Origin of the sequence: Jidongwangia harbinensis (assembly GCF_020216025.1) — a bacterium.
Lineage (GTDB): Bacteria > Actinomycetota > Actinomycetes > Mycobacteriales > Micromonosporaceae > Actinoplanes > Actinoplanes harbinensis.
In genome coordinates this window covers 227,565-249,417 of the sequence record NZ_JAIWNC010000010.1, presented here as the reverse complement: position 1 = coordinate 249,417, position 21,853 = coordinate 227,565, and the positions used below count along the sequence as shown (strand labels likewise).

At 71.8% G+C, this 21,853-nt stretch carries 14 protein-coding genes; 9 read left to right on the top strand and 5 right to left on the bottom strand.

Annotated features, from left to right (window positions below):
- Positions 1-216: 216 nt before the first annotated feature.
- The 4 genes from LDL48_RS15960 to LDL48_RS15945 all read left to right on the top strand — a co-directional run bounded on the left by LDL48_RS15960 (position 217) and on the right by LDL48_RS15945 (position 6,820).
- Entirely contained in the window at positions 217-1,671 is a 1,455-nt protein-coding gene (locus LDL48_RS15960) for an FAD-linked oxidase C-terminal domain-containing protein (protein ID WP_225255909.1), read from the top strand.
- Entirely contained in the window at positions 1,671-2,858 is a 1,188-nt protein-coding gene (locus tag LDL48_RS15955; protein ID WP_225255908.1) for an FAD-binding oxidoreductase, read from the top strand. Before LDL48_RS15960 ends, LDL48_RS15955 begins: the two co-directional genes overlap by 1 nt.
- Positions 2,858-4,231 (top strand): (Fe-S)-binding protein, encoded by a 1,374-nt coding sequence (locus tag LDL48_RS15950; RefSeq protein ID WP_225255907.1) that lies wholly within the window; start codon positions 2,858-2,860, stop codon positions 4,229-4,231. The genes LDL48_RS15955 and LDL48_RS15950 overlap by 1 nt, the downstream gene beginning before the upstream one ends.
- A 447-nt stretch (positions 4,232-4,678) precedes the next feature.
- Positions 4,679-6,820 carry a hypothetical protein gene (locus tag LDL48_RS15945; protein ID WP_225255906.1) on the top strand — a complete coding sequence of 714 codons (2,142 nt, stop codon included), beginning with the start codon at positions 4,679-4,681 and terminating at the stop codon, positions 6,818-6,820.
- Positions 6,821-7,171: 351 nt separating this feature from the next.
- On the opposite strand, the gene LDL48_RS15940 is transcribed toward LDL48_RS15945, so the two are convergent.
- Positions 7,172-9,349, bottom strand: coding sequence for a rhamnogalacturonan lyase family protein (locus LDL48_RS15940; protein ID WP_225255905.1), 2,178 nt, complete (start codon positions 9,347-9,349; stop codon positions 7,172-7,174).
- A gap of 189 nt (positions 9,350-9,538) precedes the next feature.
- Here LDL48_RS15940 and LDL48_RS15935 point away from each other — a divergent pair, with 189 nt between their 5' ends.
- On the top strand, positions 9,539-10,624 hold the full coding sequence (locus LDL48_RS15935) for a cellulose binding domain-containing protein (RefSeq protein WP_225255904.1): 1,086 nt from the start codon (positions 9,539-9,541) through the stop codon (positions 10,622-10,624).
- 689 nt (positions 10,625-11,313) lie between these two features.
- A complete protein-coding gene (locus LDL48_RS15930; protein ID WP_225255903.1) occupies positions 11,314-12,540 on the top strand; it encodes a toast rack family protein in 1,227 nt (408 codons plus the stop codon).
- Here the strand turns inward: LDL48_RS15930 and LDL48_RS15925 are convergent.
- Both LDL48_RS15925 and LDL48_RS15920 read right to left on the bottom strand, forming a co-directional pair.
- Positions 12,516-14,624, bottom strand: coding sequence for an MMPL family transporter (locus LDL48_RS15925; RefSeq protein ID WP_225255902.1), 2,109 nt, complete (start codon positions 14,622-14,624; stop codon positions 12,516-12,518). The genes LDL48_RS15930 and LDL48_RS15925 overlap by 25 nt on opposite strands.
- A gap of 119 nt (positions 14,625-14,743) precedes the next feature.
- Positions 14,744-15,490 carry a methyltransferase domain-containing protein gene (locus LDL48_RS15920; protein WP_225255900.1) on the bottom strand — a complete coding sequence of 249 codons (747 nt, stop codon included), beginning with the start codon at positions 15,488-15,490 and terminating at the stop codon, positions 14,744-14,746.
- A gap of 62 nt (positions 15,491-15,552) precedes the next feature.
- Here LDL48_RS15920 and LDL48_RS15915 point away from each other — a divergent pair, with 62 nt between their 5' ends.
- The gene (locus tag LDL48_RS15915; RefSeq protein ID WP_225255898.1) at positions 15,553-15,825 is read left to right on the top strand and encodes a hypothetical protein; all 273 of its coding nucleotides are present in this window, start codon (positions 15,553-15,555) and stop codon (positions 15,823-15,825) included.
- Between the two features lie 159 nt (positions 15,826-15,984).
- The gene (locus LDL48_RS15910) at positions 15,985-17,658 is read left to right on the top strand and encodes a peroxidase family protein (protein WP_225255897.1); all 1,674 of its coding nucleotides are present in this window, start codon (positions 15,985-15,987) and stop codon (positions 17,656-17,658) included.
- Between the two features lie 22 nt (positions 17,659-17,680).
- Here the strand turns inward: LDL48_RS15910 and LDL48_RS15905 are convergent, their stop codons facing one another.
- Positions 17,681-17,980 carry a MarR family winged helix-turn-helix transcriptional regulator gene (locus tag LDL48_RS15905; RefSeq protein ID WP_225255896.1) on the bottom strand — a complete coding sequence of 100 codons (300 nt, stop codon included), beginning with the start codon at positions 17,978-17,980 and terminating at the stop codon, positions 17,681-17,683.
- Between LDL48_RS15905 and LDL48_RS15900 the strand changes: the two genes are divergently transcribed.
- On the top strand, positions 17,955-19,025 hold the full coding sequence (locus LDL48_RS15900; protein ID WP_225255895.1) for a phosphotransferase: 1,071 nt from the start codon (positions 17,955-17,957) through the stop codon (positions 19,023-19,025). The two genes, LDL48_RS15905 and LDL48_RS15900, sit on opposite strands and share 26 nt — an antisense overlap.
- Here LDL48_RS15900 and LDL48_RS45380 read toward each other — a convergent pair.
- Positions 19,015-21,828 (bottom strand): M36 family metallopeptidase, encoded by a 2,814-nt coding sequence (locus LDL48_RS45380; RefSeq protein ID WP_308016462.1) that lies wholly within the window; start codon positions 21,826-21,828, stop codon positions 19,015-19,017. The genes LDL48_RS15900 and LDL48_RS45380 overlap by 11 nt on opposite strands.
- Positions 21,829-21,853 lie beyond the last annotated feature (25 nt).

The following is a 21,853-nucleotide window of genomic DNA, read 5'->3' as shown; positions in this document are numbered from 1 at the left end:
GGATTGTGTCGTTGTGGTGTCCCCGATTGGCAACCGTGTCCGGCGTGTTACGTATGTCTGGACGCTAGCCGTGCATAGACAGAAATGAAACCCCGTAACAGAAACTTCTTCACTCCGGTCGGCAACTTCCGTCGCATCGGACAAAAGTCCCGGATGGTTCCGCTGTCCGCCAATCGGCGGTTACGTTACGAGCAGGGCCGGCGACGGGAGGATCGCATGATCGACGTTCTCGCCGGCCGGCTGCGGGCCGTGCTCGGCGCCGAGCGGGTGCTCAGCGACCGGCAGCAGTTGCGCACGTACGAATGCGACGGCCTGGCCCACTACAAGGTGATCCCGGCGCTGGTGGCGTTCCCGCACACCGCCGAGGAGTGCGCCGCCGTGGTCCGCGCGTGCGTGGCCGCGAACGTGCCGTTCGTGGCCCGCGGTTCCGGCACCGGCCTCTCCGGCGGCGCCCTGCCGCACGCCGACGGCGTCCTCGTCGTCACCTCGCAGATGCGGGAGATCCGCGACGTCTCCCCCGCCGACGAACGCGCCGTGGTCGAACCGGGCGTGATCAATCTGCACGTCACGCGGGCCGCCACCCCGCACGGGTACTACTACGCACCGGACCCCTCCAGCCAGCAGATCTGCTCGATCGGCGGCAACGTGGCGGAGAACTCCGGCGGCGCACACTGCCTCAAGTACGGCTTCACCGCCCACCACGTCACCGGCGCCCGGGTCGTCACCCCGGACGGCGACCTGGTCCGGCTGGGCGGCCGCGCACCGGACGCACCCGGGTACGACCTGCTCGGCGCGTTCGTCGGCGCCGAGGGCACGCTGGGCATCGCGGTCGAGGTGACGCTCAAGCTGGTCCGGTTGCCGGAGTCGGTGCGTACCCTGCTCGCGGCGTTCGCCTCCACCGACCAGGCCGGCGCCGCCGTCTCCGCGATCATCGCCGCCGGGGTGGTGCCCGCGGCCGTGGAGATGATGGACGCGCTCGCCATCGAGGCGGCCGAAGCGGCCGTGGCGTGCGGCTACCCGGCCGGCGCCGGCGCCGTCCTGATCGTCGAACTGGACGGGCCGGCGGCCGAGGTGAGCGCACAGTTCGACGAGGTACGGACACTGTGCCGGGACAACGGCGCGTTCGAGATCCGGGTGGCCGCCGACGACGCCGAGCGGGCGCTGTTCTGGAAGGGCCGCAAGTCCGCGTTCGCCGCGGTGGGCCGGATCAGCTCCGACTACATCGTCCAGGACGGGGTGATCCCGCGCACCGCCCTGCCCGAGGTGCTGCGCCGGATCGGCACGCTCGCCGGGGACCACGGCATCCGGGTGGCGAACGTCTTCCACGCCGGCGACGGCAACCTGCACCCGCTGGTGCTGTTCGACGCCGAGGTGCCCGGCGAGGCCGAACGCGCCGAGGAGGTGTCCGGCGCCATCATCGACCTGTGCATCGAGTACGGCGGCTCGATCACCGGCGAACACGGCGTCGGCATGGACAAGTCGCGCTACATGCCGCGCATGTTCACCGCGGACGACCTGGACACCATGCAGCTCGTCCGGTGCGCGTTCGACCCGGCCGGACTGTCCAACCCGGGCAAGGTGTTCCCCACCCCCCGGCTCTGCGGTGAGGTGCCGGGACGCCACCGGGGCGCGCACCCACTGCAGGAGGCCGGGATCGCGGAGGTCTTCTGATGGGCGACCTGGCGGACCTCACCCGCCCGGCCGGCGACGACGACGCGGTGGCCGGCGTACCGGCCCGGCTGGTCGCCGCCCCGGCCAGCACCGAGGAGGCGTCGGCGGTGCTGGCCGCCGCGGCCGCCGCCGGGCTCGCCGTGGTGGTCCGCGGCGGCGGCAGCAAACTCGACTGGGGCATGCCGCCGGAGCGCCTCGACCTGATCCTCGACACCCGGCGGCTGGCCGGCGTGGTCGAGCACGCGGCCGGCGACCTGATCACCGTGGTCCGCGCCGGCACCCCGACGGACGACCTGGACCTGCCCGGCCAGCAGCTCGCGCTCGACCGGCCGGTGCCCGGCGCCACCGTCGGCGGCACGGTCGCGGTGAACACCAGCGGCCCGCGGCGGGTGCTCTACGGCACGGCCCGGGACCTGCTGATCGGCATGACCGTGGTCCGGCCGGACGGGCGGGTCGCGCACGCGGGCGGCAAGGTCGTCAAGAACGTCGCGGGGTACGACCTGGCCAAGCTGTTCACCGGCTCGTACGGCACGCTCGGCCTGATCACCGAGTGCGCGTTCCGGCTGCACCCCCGGCCGGCCGCGACCGCCGTGGTGTGCGCGCCGGCACCGGACCCGGCGGCGGCCGGACGGCTGGCCGCCGCGGTCCGGGACGCCCAGGTGGTGCCGAGCGCGGTCGAGGTGGACGCCCCGCCCGGCGGACCGGTCGAGGTGGCGGCGCTGGTCGAGGGCTCCGTGGACGGCGTCGCCGAGCGGGCCGCGGTGCTGCACAAGGTGCTCGGCGACCAGGCCCGCGACGGCGTACCGGAATGGTGGGGCACACTGCCGTGGCGGACCGGCCAGGTCGGGATCAAGCTGACCGCGCCGCTGTCCCGGGTGCCGGCGCTGCTGACCGAGGCACGGGCGACGGGCGCGGCCGTGACGGTCCGCGGCTCGGCCGGCGCCGGCGTGCTCTACGCGGGCCTGCCGGCCGACCCGCCCGGAGACGTCGCGACGGTGGTCGAGCGGCTGCGCGCCGCCGCCGTCCGGGCCGAGGGACACGTGGTCGTGCTGACCGCGCCGCCCGCCGTGCGACAGCTTGTCGACCTGTGGGGCCCGGTCGGCGGGCTGGCCCTGATGCGACGGGTCAAGGACCAGTTCGACCCGGAGCACCGGTTCGCGCCGGGGCGATTCGTGGGAGGCATCTGATGGCGCACGACGCGGTGGACGCCACCTGGGGCAGCGAGCCGCCGCCGCGCGACGTACTCGGCCCGGTCCGGGGCGAGCCGGCGTTCGACGACCACCGTCCACCCCGAGCCGACCTGGTGGCGGACTGCGTGCACTGCGGGTTCTGCCTGCCCACCTGCCCGACGTACGTCCTCTGGGGCGAGGAGATGGACTCGCCCCGCGGACGGATCTACCTGATGAACGAGGGGCTGGGCGGCGAGCCGCTGAGCGGGTCCATGGTGGAACACTTCGACCGCTGCCTCGGCTGCATGTCGTGCGTGACCGCGTGCCCGTCCGGCGTCCGCTACGACCGGCTGATCGCCGACACCCGCGCCCAGGTGGAACGGCGCCATCCGCGGACCCGCCGGGAACGGGCGCTGCGCGCGGCGATCTTCGCGCTGTTCCCGTACCCCCGCCGGTTGCGCCTGCTGCGCGGACCGCTGCGCGCCTACCAGGCCGGGCTGCAACGCCTGGTCGCGCGGACCGGCCTGCTGGAACGCCTGGCGCCCACCCTGGCCACGCTGGAGTCGCTGGCACCGAGGCTGCGGCCGGTGCCGCGGCCGCCGGACCGGGTCCGGGCCCGCGGCCCGCGCCGCGCCGTGGTGGGCATGCTCACCGGTTGCGTGCAGGACGCGTTCTTCCCGCACGTCAACTCCGCCACGGTACGGATCCTCGCGGCCGAGGGCTGCGACGTGATGATCCCCCGCGGACAGGGCTGCTGCGGCGCGCTCAGCACGCACAACGGGCGCGAGGCCGAGGCGCAGCGGTTCGCCCGCCGGCTGATCGACACCTTCGAGTCCGTCGCGATGGACTACTTCGTGGTCAACGCGGCCGGGTGCGGGTCGGCCCTCAAGGAGTACGGCGACCTGCTACGCGACGACCCGGCGTACGCGGACCGGGCCGCGGCGTTCGCGTCCCGGGTGCGCGACCTGTCCGAGGTGCTGGTCGAGCTGGGCCCGGTCGCGCCCCGGCATCCGCTGCCGGTGACCGTGGCGTACCACGACGCCTGCCACCTCGGACACGCCCAGGGCGTCCGGGCGCAACCGCGGCAACTACTGGCCGGCATCCCCGGCCTGGATGTGCGGGAGATCGCGGATCCGGAGATCTGCTGTGGTTCGGCCGGTATCTGGAACGTGCTGAACCCCGGCCCGGCCGCCGAACTGGGCGCGCTCAAGGCCCGCAACGTGCTGGCCACCGGCGCGCAGCTGCTGGTCACCGCGAATCCCGGCTGCCTGATGCAGGTCGCCGCGTCGGTACGCCGGGCGGGCGGCACGATCGCCCTGGCGCACACCGCGCAGGTGCTGGACGCCTCGATCCGCGGCCTGCCGGCGGAGGACCTGGTCCGGGCTGAGTGATCACCGGCCGTACCCGCGGGCGTGCGCACTCTGCAACTAACCTGACCGGGATGACCGTTACCTCGGGCTCCATCATCGCTCAGGAGCCGGTAGGGCTCCGGGAGTATGTCCAGCATCATGGAGAGCGTGGGGAATAGACGATCGAGGGGCTCGGCGGGCGTTCACATCGCAGTTCAAGGCCGAGATTGTGGAACTGTGTCAACGTGGTGACCGCACGATCAGGCGACGCGCGAGCTGCCCACGCTGTGCCGCAAAGACGAGTAGCGGCCGTCGGTGACGGGGCCGGCGGCGCACATTGTGTCGGGTCAGCAAAGTCACGGGCAGGCCGCTGCCCGCCCGTTAGGTCGCGCGCCGCCGCACCCGACACCCAGGCGCTATTAGAGCGCTGGGGCCAAGATCGCATCACGCGGCGACGAACGTGGCCCAGGGCCATCAGCGTCAATGCCCATGCCGCTGGTGGCAAGATACGACTGTGACGGCGGAGGGTTCCCGGTGCTGAGAGGTTCGGTGCTGCGTGTAGCGCAGAAGTTCCTGGGGGCCATGGCAGCCCTCCTCATTGTCCCGATTGCGATAAACGTGGGCACCGGTGGGACACCGCCGCCGTGGCTTGCGCCGCTTGCTGACTGGGTCTGGCCGGTCGCCGTTGTCTGCGTGCTGGTCATTGTTGCGTTGGAGGTGATCGAGCAGCGCGGCTCTCGCGGCGAGGCGATCTCCACTCGACACCCCAACGACCCACGGAACATCGATCGCGCGCTCGATCAGGTGGCCCGCTATATAGATCTGCGGCAGCGAAATTCGTTTGCAGAAAAGGTGCGAATCGCGCTTTCGCTCGACGAGCGACCGGACGCCGTCCGGCAGCCGGCGCACCTCGTGCAGCGGATCGACGCCGGGACGTTTCAGGTGTCGGAGGCGGGTGACATCGGTGCGGTGTTCGAGGAGCTCAGCGGCTCCATGCTCATCCTGGGCGGGCCGGGCGCGGGAAAGACAACGCAACTGCTGGACCTGGCGGAGCGGCTGATCGCCGATGGGCGCGCCCAGCGTCGGCGGAGTCCGGATAACGAGCCACCCGTACCGGTTGTCGTTGATCTCACCGACTGGTCGCGGCCACGCACGCGCCGACGCTGGCTGCCGTCGCGAACGCGCTCGTCGGATCCGCAGCCGATGTCCTTGTGGCTGGGAACCACGCTGCGCGAGCGGTATGGCATCCCCGCGATGGTGTCCGCGACATGGCTGGCAGAGGACCGTCTGGTGCTCCTCCTGGACGGTCTGGACGAGGTGAGCGAGCGTGATCGCGAGCGGTGCGTCGAAGAAATCAACGAGTTGCAGCGGGCGGTCACCCGGCTAGCTGTGTGCAGCCGGACAGCCGACTACGATTCGCTTCGCGGTCGGCTGCGGCTACAGGGCGCAGTGGAGATCCAGCCGTTCCGGCGGGAGCAGGTAGTCGCATTTCTGCACGCGATCAGTCCCCAGCTGAATGGGGTGGCCGAGGCGCTGTCCGGCGACAAGGAGTTGTGGGAGATGCTCACCACTCCGCTGATGCTGAACGTCATGGCACTCGCCTACGGCGAGAAGTCGGCACGACTGGTGCCGCACGACGGAAACCCGGAGACTCGACGCAAGCTGCTCTTCGACGCCTATGTCATCGAAGTGCTGGCCCGCCACCGAGCGCGCACCTGGAGTCTTAGCACCGAGCGGACGCTGCTCGCGCTGCGTGCGCTGGCCCACATCTCGACAGCGACGAATTCTGGGGTCCAGGTAGCTCGGCCATCGGTGCAAGCGTTGGACGCGGGCCTCGATGATGCCCAGAAGAGGATTCAGGCGGGGTGGCTTACCGTCGCCCCCGCCTTCACCGGAGCGATCGCATTGGCGGCAGTCATCGCGCAGAAAACCGGAATGGTAATCGGTCTGCTGGCTGGAGCCGCTGCCTGCTTCCTGGGTATGCTATTTCTTACCAACGCCCAGTTGGTAGCCTCCCCAAACCGGATGACCACGGCGCGATACCTGCTCCTGTTCGCCTGGTCGGTTTTTATCGGTACCGTACTGTACCTCGAGTTGTGGGTTCTGTTGGAGTTGATGCCGGCGGACTGGGAGGTCAGCAGCAACTTCTGGTTAACCGGGTTGATAGGATTTCTTGCGTTTGTATCCTGGACGACGCTGGTGTACGGCCCGATGACAACCGACCGGGACATACCGGTCGGCCGCGCGCCTTTGGCGCTTGTCATTCAGGCGTTGCTGTCTGCGCCGGGCGTCATCATCGCCAGCGCATTCTGGCCACTTCCGGCGTTCATCGGTTTATGGCCGACGTTGTCCGCTGTCATCGGCATAGTAGTGGGTTGGGTGATCGGTATGGCGCTTTCCCAGACGACGCTGGCGTCGCTGACCCGCTTCGTGCTGGTGTTCGCGGGGGAACCGGATCCTTGGCGGCCGGGCTTGCTCCAGTTCGCGGCCGACCGGAGCCTGCTGTCGTTTGTCGACACCGAGTACCGGTTCGTGCATCTCCTGGTACGCGACCATCTCGCCGTATGCGACCCGGCCCTGCTGGCCTCCACAGTGACGACCCGTCGCGATGAGCTTGCGCGGCGTACGTGAGCCGCTCTGGGATCGCTGTCCGAGCCAGGTCGCTCGGCTTACCTTTAAGCAACGAGATTTCGTCGAGCGGGTGGGGCCGCGGCTGGCCTGCCGAACAGTGTCGCCGCCGTTGCCGACGCGCATCTGAAGCGGTACCCGCCGACGGCTGTCACCCTGCCGTGGAAGACCCAGCACGCCGATCCCGGATTCACGTTGCGGGTGTACGGCCATCTGATGCCCGGACAGCCCGCAACGTGCTCGGCGCGCCCTCGACTCCCTGTTCGCCGGCTACTTCAGCCCGCACAGCCCACAGACCGCCCAGAGACGGCTCAGACGGAAGAATGATCTCCATTGGCGACCGTTGGAAAGACGTCAGGGCTGATAGATATTCGCCGGTCGTGGCGGATCGGCCATGCCGGCGCCGAGGAAGAAGCTGGGGTGCGGCGGCTGGTTGTAGGCGGTGTTCTGCCAGGCCAGGGCGAGCCGGTACTGGGCGTCCTGGAGCAGCGTGGTGATCCGCCGGTCGGTCGGCGTGGGACTGGCGTAGATCCGCAGCGCGGTGTCGCCGCTGGTCGGCCAGATCACCTCCTCGCGCCAGTCGCCCAGCAGGTCGCCGGAGATCGAGGGCGTGGACTTGGTGCCGTTGGCCGAGTGCACCCCGGACGCGGTCAGCAGCCGGGTGTCGCCGCCGGTGCCGTACTTGTCGATGTGCGTGGCGTCCAGCAGTTCGCGGACCGGGTCGCCGTCCCACCAGGCCAGGAAGTTGGCCGAGCCGGGCTTGCGGCTGGTCACCACCGCGCCGGAGGGGCCGCGCACGCCGTCCGCGGCCGACGACCAGGACTCGGCGCCGGCGCTGCCGGACCAGACGTCGGCCGAGACGCCGCGGCCGTTGTCGCCGCCGGGTGGGGTGGTCCAGAGCACCTGACCGGTACGGGCGTCGGCGAACCAGGACGACGGCTTGCTGGTGTCCTCACTGACCTTGAACACCTCCAGGCCGGCCCGGGCCGGGTTCAGGTCGCCGACGTGCAGCGCGTCGCCGTGGCCGTGGCCGGTGTTCCACAGCCGGGCGCCGTTGTCGTCGACGGTCAGTGACCCGTACACGATCTCGTCGCGGCCGTCGGCGTCCACGTCGGCCACGGACAGCTGGTGATTGCCCTGGCCGGCGGTCCCGGCGTTGGTGGAGCTGTTGCTGTCGAACGTCCAGCGCCGGGTCAGCGTGCCGTTGCGGAAGTCCCAGGCGGCGATCACCGTGCGGGTGTAGTACCCGCGCGCCATGATCAGGCTGGGCCGCTGGCCGTCCAGGTACGCGGTGCCGGCCAGGAACCGGTCGACCCGGTTGCCGTACGAGTCGCCCCAGGAGGAGACGTTGCCCCGGGACGGCACGTAGTCGACGGTGGACAGCGCGGCGCCGGTCCGCCCGTCGAACACGGTGAGGAACTCGGGACCGTCGAGGACGTACCCGCTGGCGTTGCGATAGTCGGCCGAGCCGTTGCCGATCACCTGGCCGGTGCCGGACACGGTCGCGTCCGCGGTCTTCATGGCCACCTCGGCGTCGCCGTCGCCGTCGTAGTCGTACACCTGGAACTGGGTGTAGTGCGCACCCGCCCGGATGTTGCGGCCCAGGTTGATCCGCCACATCCGGGTGCCGGTCAGCTGGTACGCGTCGAGGTACACCGGGTCGGTCACGCCGGACTGCGAGTTGTCCTTGGCGTTAAGCGGCTCCCATTTGAGCACGATCTCGAGCCGGCCGTCGCCGTCCAGGTCGGCCACGCTGGCGTCGTTCGCGGCATACGCCGCGGAGTTCGGATTCTGGATGGGTACGTCGAGATAGCCGGCCGGGAACTGCAGCGCGGCCGGCGAGGGGTCCTGCTCGGTGCCGTCGACCACGGCCCGCACGGTGTACGCCGCGCCGGCCGCCGCCCCGGCGTCCAGGTAGTTGGTGGAGCCGGTGACCGGGGTGGCGTTGACCCGGGTGCCGGCCCGGTAGACGTTGAACGCCACGCCCGCCGGGTCGCTCGCCAGCCAGCGCCAACTGACCAGGTTGCCGCTGCCGGACCGGACGCTGATCAGTCCCCGGTCGAGCCGTTCCATCTGCCGCCCGTCGGCACCCCCGGCCGGCGGCGGGCTGGGGCTGGGCGTCCCGCCCATGCCGCCGGTGCAGGCGGTCCCGTTCAGCGTGAACGAGGTGGGGTCGGTGTTGGTGCCGCTGAACGCGCCGTTGAAGCCGAAGGAGACGGTCCCGTTCGTGCCCAGCGCGGCGTTGTGCCCCGCGTCGCGCACGCTGACCTGACTGCCGGACTGCGTGTGGGTGCCGTTCCACAGTTGACTGATCGTCTGCCCGGACGGGAACCCGAAGGTCAGCGTCCAGCCGTGCACCGGGTCGCCCAGGTTGGTCACGTCGACACTCGCGCCGAAGCCGCCCTGCCACTGGTTGGTGACCGCGTACGTGACCCGGCAGCCGGCCGCGGCCTGCGCCTGGGCCGCGACGGCGGCGGTGGCCCCGCCGACCACGACGGCGGCGAGCACGGCAAGCGTTCTCCTGGTGGACATGCGGTCTCCTGGATCGACATCCGTAACTGGAAGCGTTCCCAGACTGACCGCCCGCCCCCATGCCGTCAAGGGTCGACTTAGGCTGGAGTCCAAACTAATAGATAATCGTGGATTGCGGTTGGGAGCGCTCCCATGCGACTCTTTCACGGTTAAGCGCCGCTGTCACCTCCGCCCACCGAAGGAGACCCCATGCGACCCCCCGCGCTCCTCTCCGCCGCCGTGGCCGCGCTGGCCGTCGGCGCCGCGGTCGCCGTCGCCGCCGGCCCCGCCTCGGCCGCCGCCGGCTGCCGCGTCGACTACCGCGTCACCAACGAGTGGCAGGGCGGCTTCGGCGCCGCCGTGTCCGTCACCAACCTCGGCGACCCGCTCCCGTCCTGGTCACTGACGTTCACCTTCGGCGCCGGCCAGACCGTCACCCAGCTGTGGAACGGCACGGTCACCCAGTCCGGCAGCCAGGTCACGGTGCGCAACGCGCCCTACAACGGCACGGTCGGCACCGGCAGCGCGGTCTCCTTCGGCTTCAACGGCAGCCACACCGGCGCCAACCCGGCACCCGCGTCGTTCGCGCTGAACGGCACCACCTGCACCGGCAACGTCGGCGAGCCGTCCACCCCGCCGTCCACGCCCCCGTCCACCCCGCCGTCCACGCCGCCCTCGGGTGGTCCGGTGCGGGTGATGGCGCTCGGCGACTCGATCACCGGCTCCCCCGGCTGCTGGCGCGCCCTGCTGTGGCAGCAGTTGCAGCGCTCCGGGCACACCAACGTCGACTTCGTCGGCACGCTGCCGGCGCAGGGCTGCGGCTTCCCCTACGACGGCGAGAACGAAGGCCACGGCGGCATCCTCGCCACCAACGTCGCCGACCAGAACCAGCTGCCACCGTGGCTGTCCGCGACCCGGCCGGACGTGGTGATGATGCACTTCGGCACCAACGACGTCTGGAACAACCGCTCCCCCGCCACGATCCTGGCCGCGTTCGGCAAGCTCGTCGACCAGATGCGCGCCAGCAAGCCGACCATGAAGATCCTGGTCGCGCAGATCATCCCGATGACACCGGCGAACTGCGCGGCCTGCACTCAGCGCGTGGTCGACCTGAACCAGGCGATCCCCGGCTGGGCGGCGGCGAAGACCACGGCGGCGTCCCCGATCACCGTGGTGGACCAGTTCACCGGCTTCGACACGGCGGTGGACACCGGCGACGGCGTGCACCCCGACGCGAGCGGCGACCAGAAGATGGCGGATCGCTGGTATCCGGCACTGGTGTCCGCGATCGGGTGACCCGGCCCGGATTCCGGGACGGTGACCCGGTCGCGTTCCGCACATCCGTGAAACGTGCACACAGGGTGGTGGTGGCGTTGCTCCGAGGAGCGGCGTGGGGACGGGATTGTCTACCGAATCCGCCGCGCCGTCTCCCACCTCGGCCACGTTCCGGCAGATCTTGTGGACCTGCGGTCGGATATCGACCACGGCTGCACGACTTCGACGCTCCGGCCGGTCGCGTCGCCCGATGTGCCCGGTTCGCAGCGGATCACCCGCCTCCTTGCCGGCCGGGGCGTGTGGAGCAGCGGCTCGCTACGCACCGCAACTCCACACGCCCCCAGCACCCAGCCCCCGCGTGCTGAACTGCGGCGCGCTACGCACCGCAACTCCACACGCCCCCAGCACCCAGCCCCCGCGTGCTGAACTGCGGCGCGCTACGCACCGCAACTCCACACGCCCCCAGCACCCAGCCCCCGCGTGCTGAGTTGCGGCGCGCTGCGCACCGGGGAACCACACACCGCGCCACCCCGGCCCCGCGTGGAGAGTTACGGCACGCTCGGTACTTCGCAGGAGCGCCCGGCCTCGACCGCGGGAGGTGACGGACCGGCGTAGAGGACGGCCTCGGCTGGGGTTGGGGTCGGGTGGAGCGAACCGGCGGGCGCCGGGATCCGTACCCCTGGGCACAGCCATGGGAGCGGAGGCACCACTTGCAGCACGACCCCACACCCGGCACCTATGACGCCGAATCCGGCCAGGACGCCGGGATGGAGCCGACGACGGCGATCTCCGGCAGCGCTTCGCCGGCCGGTGGGAACCTGATGCCGCCCGTCGGCCTGGAGTGGATGGCCGGTGCACGCCCCCGGGCCGGCCTCGACGAGAACACCCGGGAACTGCCGACGACCGGCCCGCTGCACCACGACGAGCCCACGCCCTGGAACGCTTCCGAGTCCCCGCCTGGCCCGCGGGACACCGGCAACGCACGGCGAGAGAACACCAGCGACACGCCGTGGGAGGGCAACAGCGACACGCCGTGGGAGGGCAGCATCGACACGCCGTGGGAGGGCAGCATCGACGCGCCGTGGGAGGGCAGCAGCGACGCACTCCGGGAGGACACCGGTGAACTCCCGTTACCGGTCACCGCCGTCCCGGCCTCGACCGCACCGACCGGAAACGGGTTGCATCCGCCGCACGTGCTGCGCCGCCTCGCGCTGGTGGTCGGCGCCGGAGTCCTGCTGGCCGGCACGCTCGCCGTGGCGTCCCTGGGTGGCGACGAGGACACCACCGCACCACCGCCGGACGCTCAGGGTGCGCGCTGGGGCTCGGCGTCGCCCGCGTCCGGGCACACGGTCAGCGGGCCGCTGGACGGGCGTACCGCTGCGGGTCTGGATCTGGTCAGTGCCGCGGCCGCGGTCACCGTGCGGTCGGCCGCGATCGGTGACGACCTGTACCGGGTCAGTACCCCGGTGGACGGCGGGCGGCCGTACGCCACCGAGGCGGGCGGCCGGGTCCGGTTGGCGCTGGACGGTGCCGGCGGCCGGGTGGTGGACATTGTGCTGAACGAGCGGGTGCGCTGGGACCTGAGTGTGGCGGGCGGGGCCGAGCAGCATCGCATCGATCTGTCCGGCAGCCGGCTGCGGCGGGTGGAGCTGGCGGGCGGCGCGGGGCGGATCGTGCTGACGCTGCCCCGGCCGGAGGGCACGCTGAACGTACGGATGGCGGGCGGTGTGCGGGACCTGGCGGTGCGTACGGCCGGGACGGCGCCGGTGCGGGTACGGCTGGGCAGCGGCGCCGGGCGGGTGGTGCTGGGCGGGCGGATCCACGCCGGGGTGGCCGCGGGCGCGTTGTTCACGCCGGAGCGGTGGGACGACGCCGGCGACCGCATCGATCTGGATGCGGTCGCCGGCATGGCTCAGTTGACCGTGGACGGCACCTGAGGTTCGGGGTCGGCCGGCACCGCCGCGGGTTCCGGCGCGTCCGGAACGTGCTGGAGCTTGCTGGGCCACCACATCCGGCCGCCGAGGTCCAGGTTCAGCGCGGTGACCAGCACCGAGCGGACCACCAGGGTGTCCAGCAGCACGCCGAACGCCACCGCGAAGCCGATCTCGGCGAACGCCACCAGCGGCAGGCTGGCCAGCGCCGCGAACGTGCCGGCCAGCACGATGCCGGCGGAGGTGATCACCCCGCCGGTGGCGGCGAGGCCGATCAGGGCGCCGCGGCGGGTGCCGTGCTGCTGGGTCTCCTCGCGTACCCGGGTCATCAGGAAGATGTTGTAGTCGATGCCGAGCGCCACCAGGAAGACGAACACGTAGAGCGGGAACGAGGTGTCCTCGCCGGCGAACCCGAGCACGTGCCGGAAGACCAGCGCGCTGACGCCCAGTGCGGCCGCGAACGACAGCACCACGGTGGCGATCAGGATCAGCGGCGCCACGATGGACCGCAGCAGGATGCCGAGGATGACCAGGACGACCAGCAGCACCAGCGGGATGATCAGCCGGTTGTCGTGTTTGTTGGCGTTGTTGATGTCCAGCGTCATCGCGGTCATGCCGCCGGCCTTGGCGTCGCCGTTGGGTACGGCGTGCACGGCGTCCCGGACCCGTTCCACGATCCGCTGCGCCTCGGGCGTGTCCGGCGCCACCTGCAGCGTGCCCTCGAACAGCACCAGGCCGTCCTTGACGACCGGGTCGGCGACACTGCTGATGCCCGGCGTACCGGAGAACGCGCCGCGGATCTGGTCGGCGGCCGCGGCGTTGCCGATGACCGTGACCGGCTGTCCCCCGCCGGCCGGGAAGTGCCGGGCGAGGACCTTCTCGCCGGCCACCGACGGCTGTTCCGTGGTGAACTGGTCCGCGGTGGACAGGCCGTTCGCGTTGAGCTGGAACAGCCCGAGCGACATGACGCCGAGCGCCAGCGCGGTGCCGATCCAGACCGTGCGGGGACGCCGGGAGATCTGCCCGCCGAGCCGCGCCCACAGGCCGGTGGCGGTCGGTTCCGCGGAGCCGAACGCGGGCCGGACCGGCCAGAACAGCCACCGGCCGCAGATCACCAGCAGCGCGGGCAGCAGCGTCATCATGGCGAGCAGGCCGACGATGATGCCGAGTGCGGACACCGGGCCCAGGCCGCTGGTCGAGTTGACCTCGGCGAACGTCAGGATCGACATGCCGATCGCGACGGTGGCGGCGCTGGCGATGATGGCCGGGCCGGACCGGTGCAGGGCGAGCGCCATCGCCTCGTGCCGGTCGTCGTGCCGCCGCAACTCCTCGCGGTAGCGGGCCACCAGCAGCAGCGCGTAGTCGGTGCCGGCGCCGAACACGAGCACGGTCAGGATGCCCGCGCTCTGCGCGTTCACCACCAGACCGGCGTTCTTGGCGAGCAGGTAGATCAGCGCCTGCGACCCGATCAGCGCGGCGCCCGCGCTGATGATCGGCAACAACCAGAGGATCGGACTCCGGTACGTGATGAGCAGGATGATCGTGACGATCGCCAGCGTGGTGAGCAGCAGCGCGCTGTCGACGCCCTCGAACGCCTTGGCTGAGTCGGCGGCGTTACCGGCCGGACCGGTCAGGTGCACCCCGAGCCCGGCCGGGCCGGAGCCGGTGGTCTCCTTGATCGCGTCGACGACGCCGACGATCTGGTCCCAGCCGTCCGCGTCGACCCGGATCGGCGCGACCACCTGCAGCGCCTGGCCGTCCTTCGCCGGGATCGGGCCGACCACCTGGCCGGTGACGCCGTCGATGCGGCCGAACGCGGCGACGTCGGCGGTCGCCTTCGCGGTGTCCGCCGGGGTGATGCCGGACGGGCGTTCGTAGACGATCACCGCGGGCACGATGTCGTCGGACTGGAACCGGGCCTGGAGTTCGAGTACCTGGGTGGCCTCGGCGCCGCCCGGCAGCCAGGCCGAATTGTCGTTCTTCTGTACCTCGGTGAGCTTCCCGGCCATCGGGCCCGCTATCGCGAGCACGCCCAGCCACAGGGCCAGCACAATCCATTTCGACCAGCGTCCGCAAACCAGCTTCGCCATCGCGCGGTCCCCCCTTTGACGAGCGGGAGCCTACGACCGCGTGGGAGCGTACCCAAGCCAATAACCACGAGGTCAGGGTAGGTTTCAGGGTGTTCTGCATCACCCCTAAGGGCAATGCGTCATGCATTGGACCGCGCGGTGACCAGATAGAACGTGAAGCCGGCCAGGAACGGGCCGCCGGCCAGCCGGCGCAGCCACGGCCGCGCCTCCGCCTCGGTCAGGTCGCCGGCCCGCACCGCCCGGTCGGCGTTGCGGCGCAACCCCAGGATCTGGTCGGCGGTGCCGAAGTCCTGAAAGGTCACCGGCACCGCGTCCACCGACTCCACCCGCAGCCCGGCCTGCTCGCAGAGCCGCGTCGCCTGCCGGCCGATCGTCGCGTTGCGCACCCGCCCGGCCACGAACCGGGCGAACCGCCGGCTGGTCCGCTCGTCGGGGTCGGCCACCGCCAGCGTTTCCCAGTCCGGCTCGGCCAGGCCGAACAACCCGCCCGGGCGCATCACCCGGCGCACCTCGGCGAGCGCGCCGGCCGGGGCGGGCAGGTGCTGCAGCACCCGGTCGGCCCTGATCCGGTCCACGGTGGCCCCGGCCAGCGGCAGCGCGTGCGCGTCACCGCGGCAGAGCAGCACGCCCGGGCGGCCGCCCAGCCGCCGGCGGGCCTCGGCCAGCATGCCCGGGTCGGGGTCGAGGCCGAGCACGGTGGCACCGGTGCCGGCCAGGCGGGCCAGGTCGGTGCCCGGACCACATCCGATGTCGAGCACCAGGTGACCGGGGCGCACGTCCAGGGCGCGGACGAAGCGCTGTTTGTAGGAGCGGCCCACGGCCGTACCGGCCGCGGTGTCCAGGTATGCGATCGGGTCCGGATCCATCCGCTCAGCCAAGCACAGGGTCCGGACGGCGGAAACCACACCGTGACGGCATAATCGATCTCGTGGCGAACTGGGAATATGCGCGGCTGGAATACCGGTCCGCGGGCACCTTCGGGGCGGACAAGTTCATGGACTGGACCGCGACGTTCCATCACCCCGGCGGAGTGCTTCGCTGGGGCACCGACGAACGGTTCGACGACCTGCGCCACCTGAACCGGGCCGGGGCGGCCGGCTGGCAGGCCTACGACCGCGCCGCCATCCACGTGATCAACGAGCCGCACCGGCTGGCCTCGGTGACCTACTCCATGCGCCGCCGGATTCCCGCGCCGAGCTGACGCCGCCGCGACCGTCGGTAAGGCGACACCCGGCGTTCCGGCGTATCTTCTCGCGCCCCGCCGCTTCCTCTCCTGTGGACGCGGCCGAGGGGGACGCGTCCCGCCGGTCGTCCTGCCCTGGGCGGGCGGCCGGCGACATGCAGGCGAAGGGTACGCCACGTGAAGCGTCACATGCGCGAGAACTACTACGTGGTCGGTGAGGGAATCCTGACCACCGACTCCAACGGCGGTGTGTGCGAGCGGCCGTCGACCGAAGCCGCACTGCGCAAGTTCCGGTTCTCCCGGATCGGGCCCAAGGGCGAGCCGCTGGACCCGGCGTTGCTGGAGAAGGTCGCCCGGGCGATGACCGTCGCACCGGCCGAGGAGGGCACGACCCAGCCGGTGTCCGCGGACCCGGTGGTGCCGGCCGGATTCACCTATCTCGGCCAGTTCGTGGACCACGATCTCACCCTGGACAACACGGCCAAGGCGCTGGGCGACCGGGTCACCGTCAACGAGCTGCTGCAGGGCCGCTCGCCCGCACTGGATCTGGACTCGGTGTACGGGCGCGGTCCGCGGGACGCCGACGACGACCGCTTCTACGCGCCGGACAAGGTGAAGCTGAAGGTCGGCCTCACCGCGGCCATCGACGGACCGGGCACCAACATCAACCTCAACGGGTACGACCTGCCGCGCGTCACCCAGGGCTCGAAGAAGGCGGAACGGCAGGCCGCGCTGATTCCGGACCTCCGCAACGACGAGAACCTGATCGTGGCGCAGACGCATCTGGCGTTCCAGCGCTTCCACAACCGGGTCGCGGACGAGCTGGCCGACCGCGGCGTGCCCAGCGCGGTGCTGTTCGAGCGGGCCCGCGGCAGCGTGGTCCGGCACTACCAGTGGATGTTGAAGACCGACTTCCTGCCGCGCATCGTGGACCCGTCCATCGTGGACGACGTGTTCGCCAACGGCCGCCGGTTCTTCGAGACCCCGGCCGGCACCAGCGGGCCGTACCCGCACGTCAAGGCGGGCGACACCCCGACCATGCCGATCGAGTTCTCGGTGGCGGCGTACCGGCTGGGGCACAGCATGGTGCGGGCGGCGTACGACTGGAACCGGATCTTCTCCGGCACCCGCGGCACGCTGCCGCTGTTGTTCGTCTTCAGCGGCACCAGCGGCAACTTCGACCCGTTCGCCGAGGACCTCAACGACCAGGAGTCCGGCCTGTTCGAGCGGCTCCCCACCAACTGGACGGTGGACTGGCGGCGGCTGTACGACTTCGCCGTGGAGGCGAACCGCCCCGACCTGGCCGCACCGGCCGGCATCAACCTCGCCCAGCGCATCGACACGCTGCTCGTCGACCCGCTGGCCGCGCTGCCGCGCGGGGCGTTCGGCGGCACCGGCAACCCGCCGCCGATCGAGCTGAACCTGGCGTTCCGCAACCTGGTCCGCGCCAACATGGTGCAGCTGGCCAGCGGCCAGGAGATGGCGGAGTTCCTGGGTCTGGGCGCGCTCAAGCCGGAGGAGATCCTCGCCGGCTCGGGCGGTGCGGTGCTGGACGCCCTCACCGAGGAGGAGAAGACCGCGTTCGCCAACCGCACCCCGCTGTGGTTCTACATCCTCCGCGAGGCCGAGCTGCACGGCGGCCGGCTCACCGGGGTCGGCGGCCGGCTGGTCGCCGAGGTGTTCCACCGGGCCATGGAGGGCAGCCGGATCTCCATCGTCCGCGACCCGGGCTGGCGTCCCACGCTCGGTCCGGACCGCGACACGTTCCGGATGGTGGATCTGCTGCTGTTCGCGTTCGAGGGCCGCGCGGATCTGCTGGCTCCGCTGGGGGACACCGCACCCGGCGCGTGAGAGACGGGGACGCGGGCCGGTGTCACCGGTCCGCGTCCCGTACCAGTTCCGCCAGCACCTCGCGGAACACCCGGTAGCGGTCCGCACCCACCGCCCGCCGCCAGCGGTCCTCCAGGTCGTCCAGCGCGTCCCGGACGCCCCGGACCACCCGGTCGCCCTCGGCGGTGCGCCGGACCACCTTGGCGCGCCGGTCGCCGGCCTGGTCGGTGATCTCGACGTAGCCGCCGGCCGCCAGTTGGGCGACGAGCTGACCCAGTCCCTGCTTGCTCACCTGCAGCTCGCCGGAGAGGTCGACGATGCGGCACCCGGCGGCCGGGATCACGTCCAGGATCCGGGTCGACTACCCGTTCGGCTCGCCGAACACCGAGGGCGCGGTCCGGCTGCGCCACGGCGCCGAGGTGGTCTTCGTCAAGCTGCTCCGGGGATACCGGCACTGGCCGCTGATCGGCACGCTCCCACCCGCCCTGCGCGACCAGGCGCTGGCCAGCCCGCTCTGGCACTACGAGGCCGACGTCTACTCCGCCGGCGTCGGCAAGCTACTGCCGGACGGCCTGCGGCTGCCCGTCGTGCACGCGGTCATCGACCTCGGCACCGACCGGATGGCCGTGGTCATGGAGAACGTCGAGGTCACCCCCGCACCGTGGGACGCCGGCCGGTTCGCCCGCGCGGCCCGCCGGCTGGGCCGGATGAACGCGCTGCTCACCCGGCACGACGCGCTCCCGCCCACGGCCTCCCGGAGCCCCGGCTACCTGACCGGGCTGCACTACGCCAGCCGGCTGCAGGTCGCCGAGCTGCCGGCACTGGCCGACGCCCGCACCTGGGAGCATCCGCTGCTGGCGCCGCACACCGCGCTGCGGTCCGCGCTGGACCGGCTGGCCGGGCACCTGCCCGCGGTGATCGCGCGGCTCGCCACGCTGCCGCACCTGATGGTCCACGGCGACTTCAGCCCGCAGAACCTGCTGGTTCCGGCGGACCGCCCGGACGAGTTCGTGGTGATCGACTGGAGCATGGGCGGGCTGGCCGCGGCCGGCGACGACCTCGGCCAGCTCCTGGTCGGGCTGGCGCACGCCGGGATGCTCGGCGCCGGCGACCTGCCCGCGCTGCACGAGATCCTGCTCACGGCGTACGCGCAGGGGCTGGCGGACGAGGGTGCCGCGGTGCCCGAGGCGGACCTGCGGTACGGCTTCGACGGCGGCCTGTTGCTGCGCAGCGCGTTTACCGCACTCCCGCTGGAACGGCTCGGCGAACCACTGACCACGGACCTCGCCGAGCTGGTCGAGGCACGGCTGGCGCTGACCGCGTACCTGTGCGACCTGGGGCCCGGGTTGGTGCCCGGACCCCAGGGACGCACCGGTATCAGCTGCTGAACACCTGGAACTCGGCCGCCACCACCTGGCGCGCCGCCACGGCCGCCGAGGTGGCACAGTCCGTCGAGCTGCGCGGGTCGTTGTCCTGCTCGCCGGCGTACATCGGGTTGCCGGTGCACTGGTTGCTCACCACCCGGAACCGCACGTGGGTGGCCGGGACCGGCCGCACCGTGAACGACCGCATGATGAGCTGCGGCGTCTTGGGCCGGTACGCGCCGCCGGGCAGCGCGTCCGCCGGGCTGGTGTACGCCGGCCGGTACCCGCCGTCCGTGGCGCAGTCCGCGCCGCGGGTCGCGTCGCAGGTCAGCACCTCGAACGCACGCACCGCGGCCATCTGCCCGGAGAAGCCGCTGACCTGTACCCGCGACACCAGCTGGGCCCGGTCGGCGGGCAGGTCCACGGTGACCTGCCGGCCGGCCACTCCGCCGGTGCCGGTCCACACCGTGCCCTCGGCGTCGTCGATCAGTGCCGGCAGCGCGGCCCCGTCGCCGGTGACCGTGGCCCCGGACGTCGCGGACGCCAGGTTGGCGGTCAGCACCGCGGTCACGGTGGTGTTGCCGCCCGGGTAGATCGGCTGGGTGAACCGCTTGTGGCCCAGGCCCTTGCCGACCGCGAGGAACCGGTACGTGCCGGGCACCACGGTGAACGTCTCCGGGATCGCGGTCGCCGGGTCGGTGTCCGCGACCGGCACCGCACCGAACTCGTGGTCGCCCAGGTAGAGCCGGACCGGCTTGCCCGCCCCGGCGCCGGCCGGCTTGAACGTCAGCTCGACATTCTCCGCGTACGGTGACGCGAAGCTGGGTGCCGGGTCGGTGTCGGCCGGCGTGCTGGCCGCGCCGGCGCCCAGGCCCCGGGCGGCGAACGCGTTCCACAGCAGGTCGGCGTTGGCGCCGTCGAAGCGCAGCGCGTCCGCGGTGAGCATGTTGTCGCGCATGTCCAGCATGCTGATGTTCCCGGTCGCGGCGAGCAGGAACGAGTCGAACACCAGCTGCGCCCAGCGCCGGTTGCCCGGGCAGTCGGTGACCGGCGTGGCGCCGTTCGCGCAGCTCTCCTGCACCGCCCGGGTGCCGGCGCCGTACCGGGACAGCATCGCGCGGCGGACGTCGAAGTTGGTGGCGCTCCAGATCTCGCCGTCCGGGTGCACCGCCGGGAACCGGTCGTAGCCGATGTTCGAGTAGTTCAGCGGGCTGTTGCTCATGTCGTAGTTCCGGATGCCGGCGTTCAGGTCACCGGTGACGAACCCGCCGGTCACGTACGGCGTGCTGCCGCGCGGGGTGTACCCGCTCTCGAACAGGTACTCCATCGCGATCAGGTCGGACCAGCTCTCCCCCATCGCGCCGCCCTGCGCCGAGCTGATGTTGTTGTCCGGGCCGGCGATCATCCGGTTGCTGATCGCGTGGGTGTACTCGTGCCCGATCACCGTCATGTCGAAGTCCCCGTCCCCGCACGGCGGGTACGTGTTGCCGGCGATCGGCTGCCACATGTACATGTTGCTGACCGGCTGCATGCCGTCCGGCGGGCTGTTCTGGTTGGCGTTGTTCCGGGTGGTCTGCGTCGGTGCGCCCTGCTGCGCGTTGCCGCGTTCCGCGTCGCCGCCCTTGCCGTACGGCCCGGTGTTGGTCTTCTGCAGGTTCCAGGTCGCCTCGGTGAAGCCCAGGTGGTAGGACCAGTCGTGCATTCGGTTGTGCATGGCGAACAGGTTGGCGGTGGCCGCGTCCACATCCGCCTGCTGCGGCGAGGCCAGCGTGGCCGGGTCGCACTTGCTGGTCGCCCACTGGTTGGTGAACGGGTACGTGTACTCGCGGTCGGGCCGCGGCGTGGCCGGCACCTGCGGCGTGACGGCGTCCCAGAACCGGACCGCCTCGGCGGAGTTGCCGATCGTGGTCTGCGACGGCGTGCCGGTGGCCGGGTCGATGTCCCATGCCCGGCCGGTCGCCGGGTCGGTCACCGCCCGCGCGCATTCCGCGGCGGCGACGGCGCACCAGGTCTGCCGGGTGTCGGTGGCGCCGGTCGGGGTGGCCGGGAACACCTTCCAGCGCGGGTTGTCGTCGGCGAAGTTCACCAGGTTCTCGCGGACGAGCACGGTGCCGGCCCGGGCGTCGACGTACGTGGTGTAGCCGTGTTCGCCGTCCGCGGCGACCAGCACCACCTCGTACGCGGCCCGGGGCGCCGCCCCGGGCATCGGCACCGCGACCAGGCGGACCCGGTGGTCGCCGAGGGCGGGACGGGTGAGCTTGGCGTCCCGCAGCGCCACGGTGAGCGCCTCGGCCGCCGTCCGGGTGGCCGGCTCGGGTTCGGCCACCTCCGGGCTCAGCGAGGAACTCACCGCGAGCACGTCGCCGTCGCGGACCGCCACCGCGACCATGCCGTCGTGGGCCGCGGGCAGCTTGCCGTACCGCTGGCGCAGCAGCACCACCGCGCCCTTGCCGACCGGCGTCTCGGCGACCGTCTGCAGCGTGTCGACCGCGCCGGCGCCGAGCGCGAAGAAGGCGGTGCTCCGTTTCAGGTACTGCCGCGCCGCCTTCTCCGGGTCGGCGTCGAGGCCGGTGGCGAGCTTGCCGGTGAGCGAGGCCGGGGTGCCGAGCCGGTTCCACCGCACCGTGATCCCGGCGGCGGCGCGCGCCGCGCGGGGCGGCGGGACGGCGCCGGGCCGGTTGTCCACGAAGTCGTACGCGGAGTCGGTGGTGGGGTCGGCGGGTGGGGGTGCGGTCGGAACGGCGGCCGCGCCGGTCGGCGCGATGCCGATCAGGGCCGACGTGGTGAGCAGGGCGGCGACTAGCGCGGGCCGGGTGCGTCTGTGCACGCATGCCTCCTGGAGGGGGCGCCCG

Bases quoted from the DNA above. Each gene is read 5' to 3' on its own strand.
- LDL48_RS15960 (WP_225255909.1), top strand. From the start codon at position 217: ATGATCGACGTTCTCGCCGGCCGGCTGCGGGCCGTGCTCGGCGCCGAG.
- LDL48_RS15955 (WP_225255908.1), top strand. From the start codon at position 1,671: ATGGGCGACCTGGCGGACCTCACCCGCCCGGCCGGCGACGACGACGCG.
- LDL48_RS15950 (WP_225255907.1), top strand. From the start codon at position 2,858: ATGGCGCACGACGCGGTGGACGCCACCTGGGGCAGCGAGCCGCCGCCG.
- LDL48_RS15945 (WP_225255906.1), top strand. From the start codon at position 4,679: ATGCCGCTGGTGGCAAGATACGACTGTGACGGCGGAGGGTTCCCGGTG.
- LDL48_RS15940 (WP_225255905.1), bottom strand. From the start codon at position 9,349: ATGTCCACCAGGAGAACGCTTGCCGTGCTCGCCGCCGTCGTGGTCGGC.
- LDL48_RS15935 (WP_225255904.1), top strand. From the start codon at position 9,539: ATGCGACCCCCCGCGCTCCTCTCCGCCGCCGTGGCCGCGCTGGCCGTC.
- LDL48_RS15925 (WP_225255902.1), bottom strand. From the start codon at position 14,624: ATGGCGAAGCTGGTTTGCGGACGCTGGTCGAAATGGATTGTGCTGGCC.
- LDL48_RS15920 (WP_225255900.1), bottom strand. From the start codon at position 15,490: ATGGATCCGGACCCGATCGCATACCTGGACACCGCGGCCGGTACGGCC.
- LDL48_RS15900 (WP_225255895.1), top strand. From the start codon at position 17,955: ATGCGGCACCCGGCGGCCGGGATCACGTCCAGGATCCGGGTCGACTAC.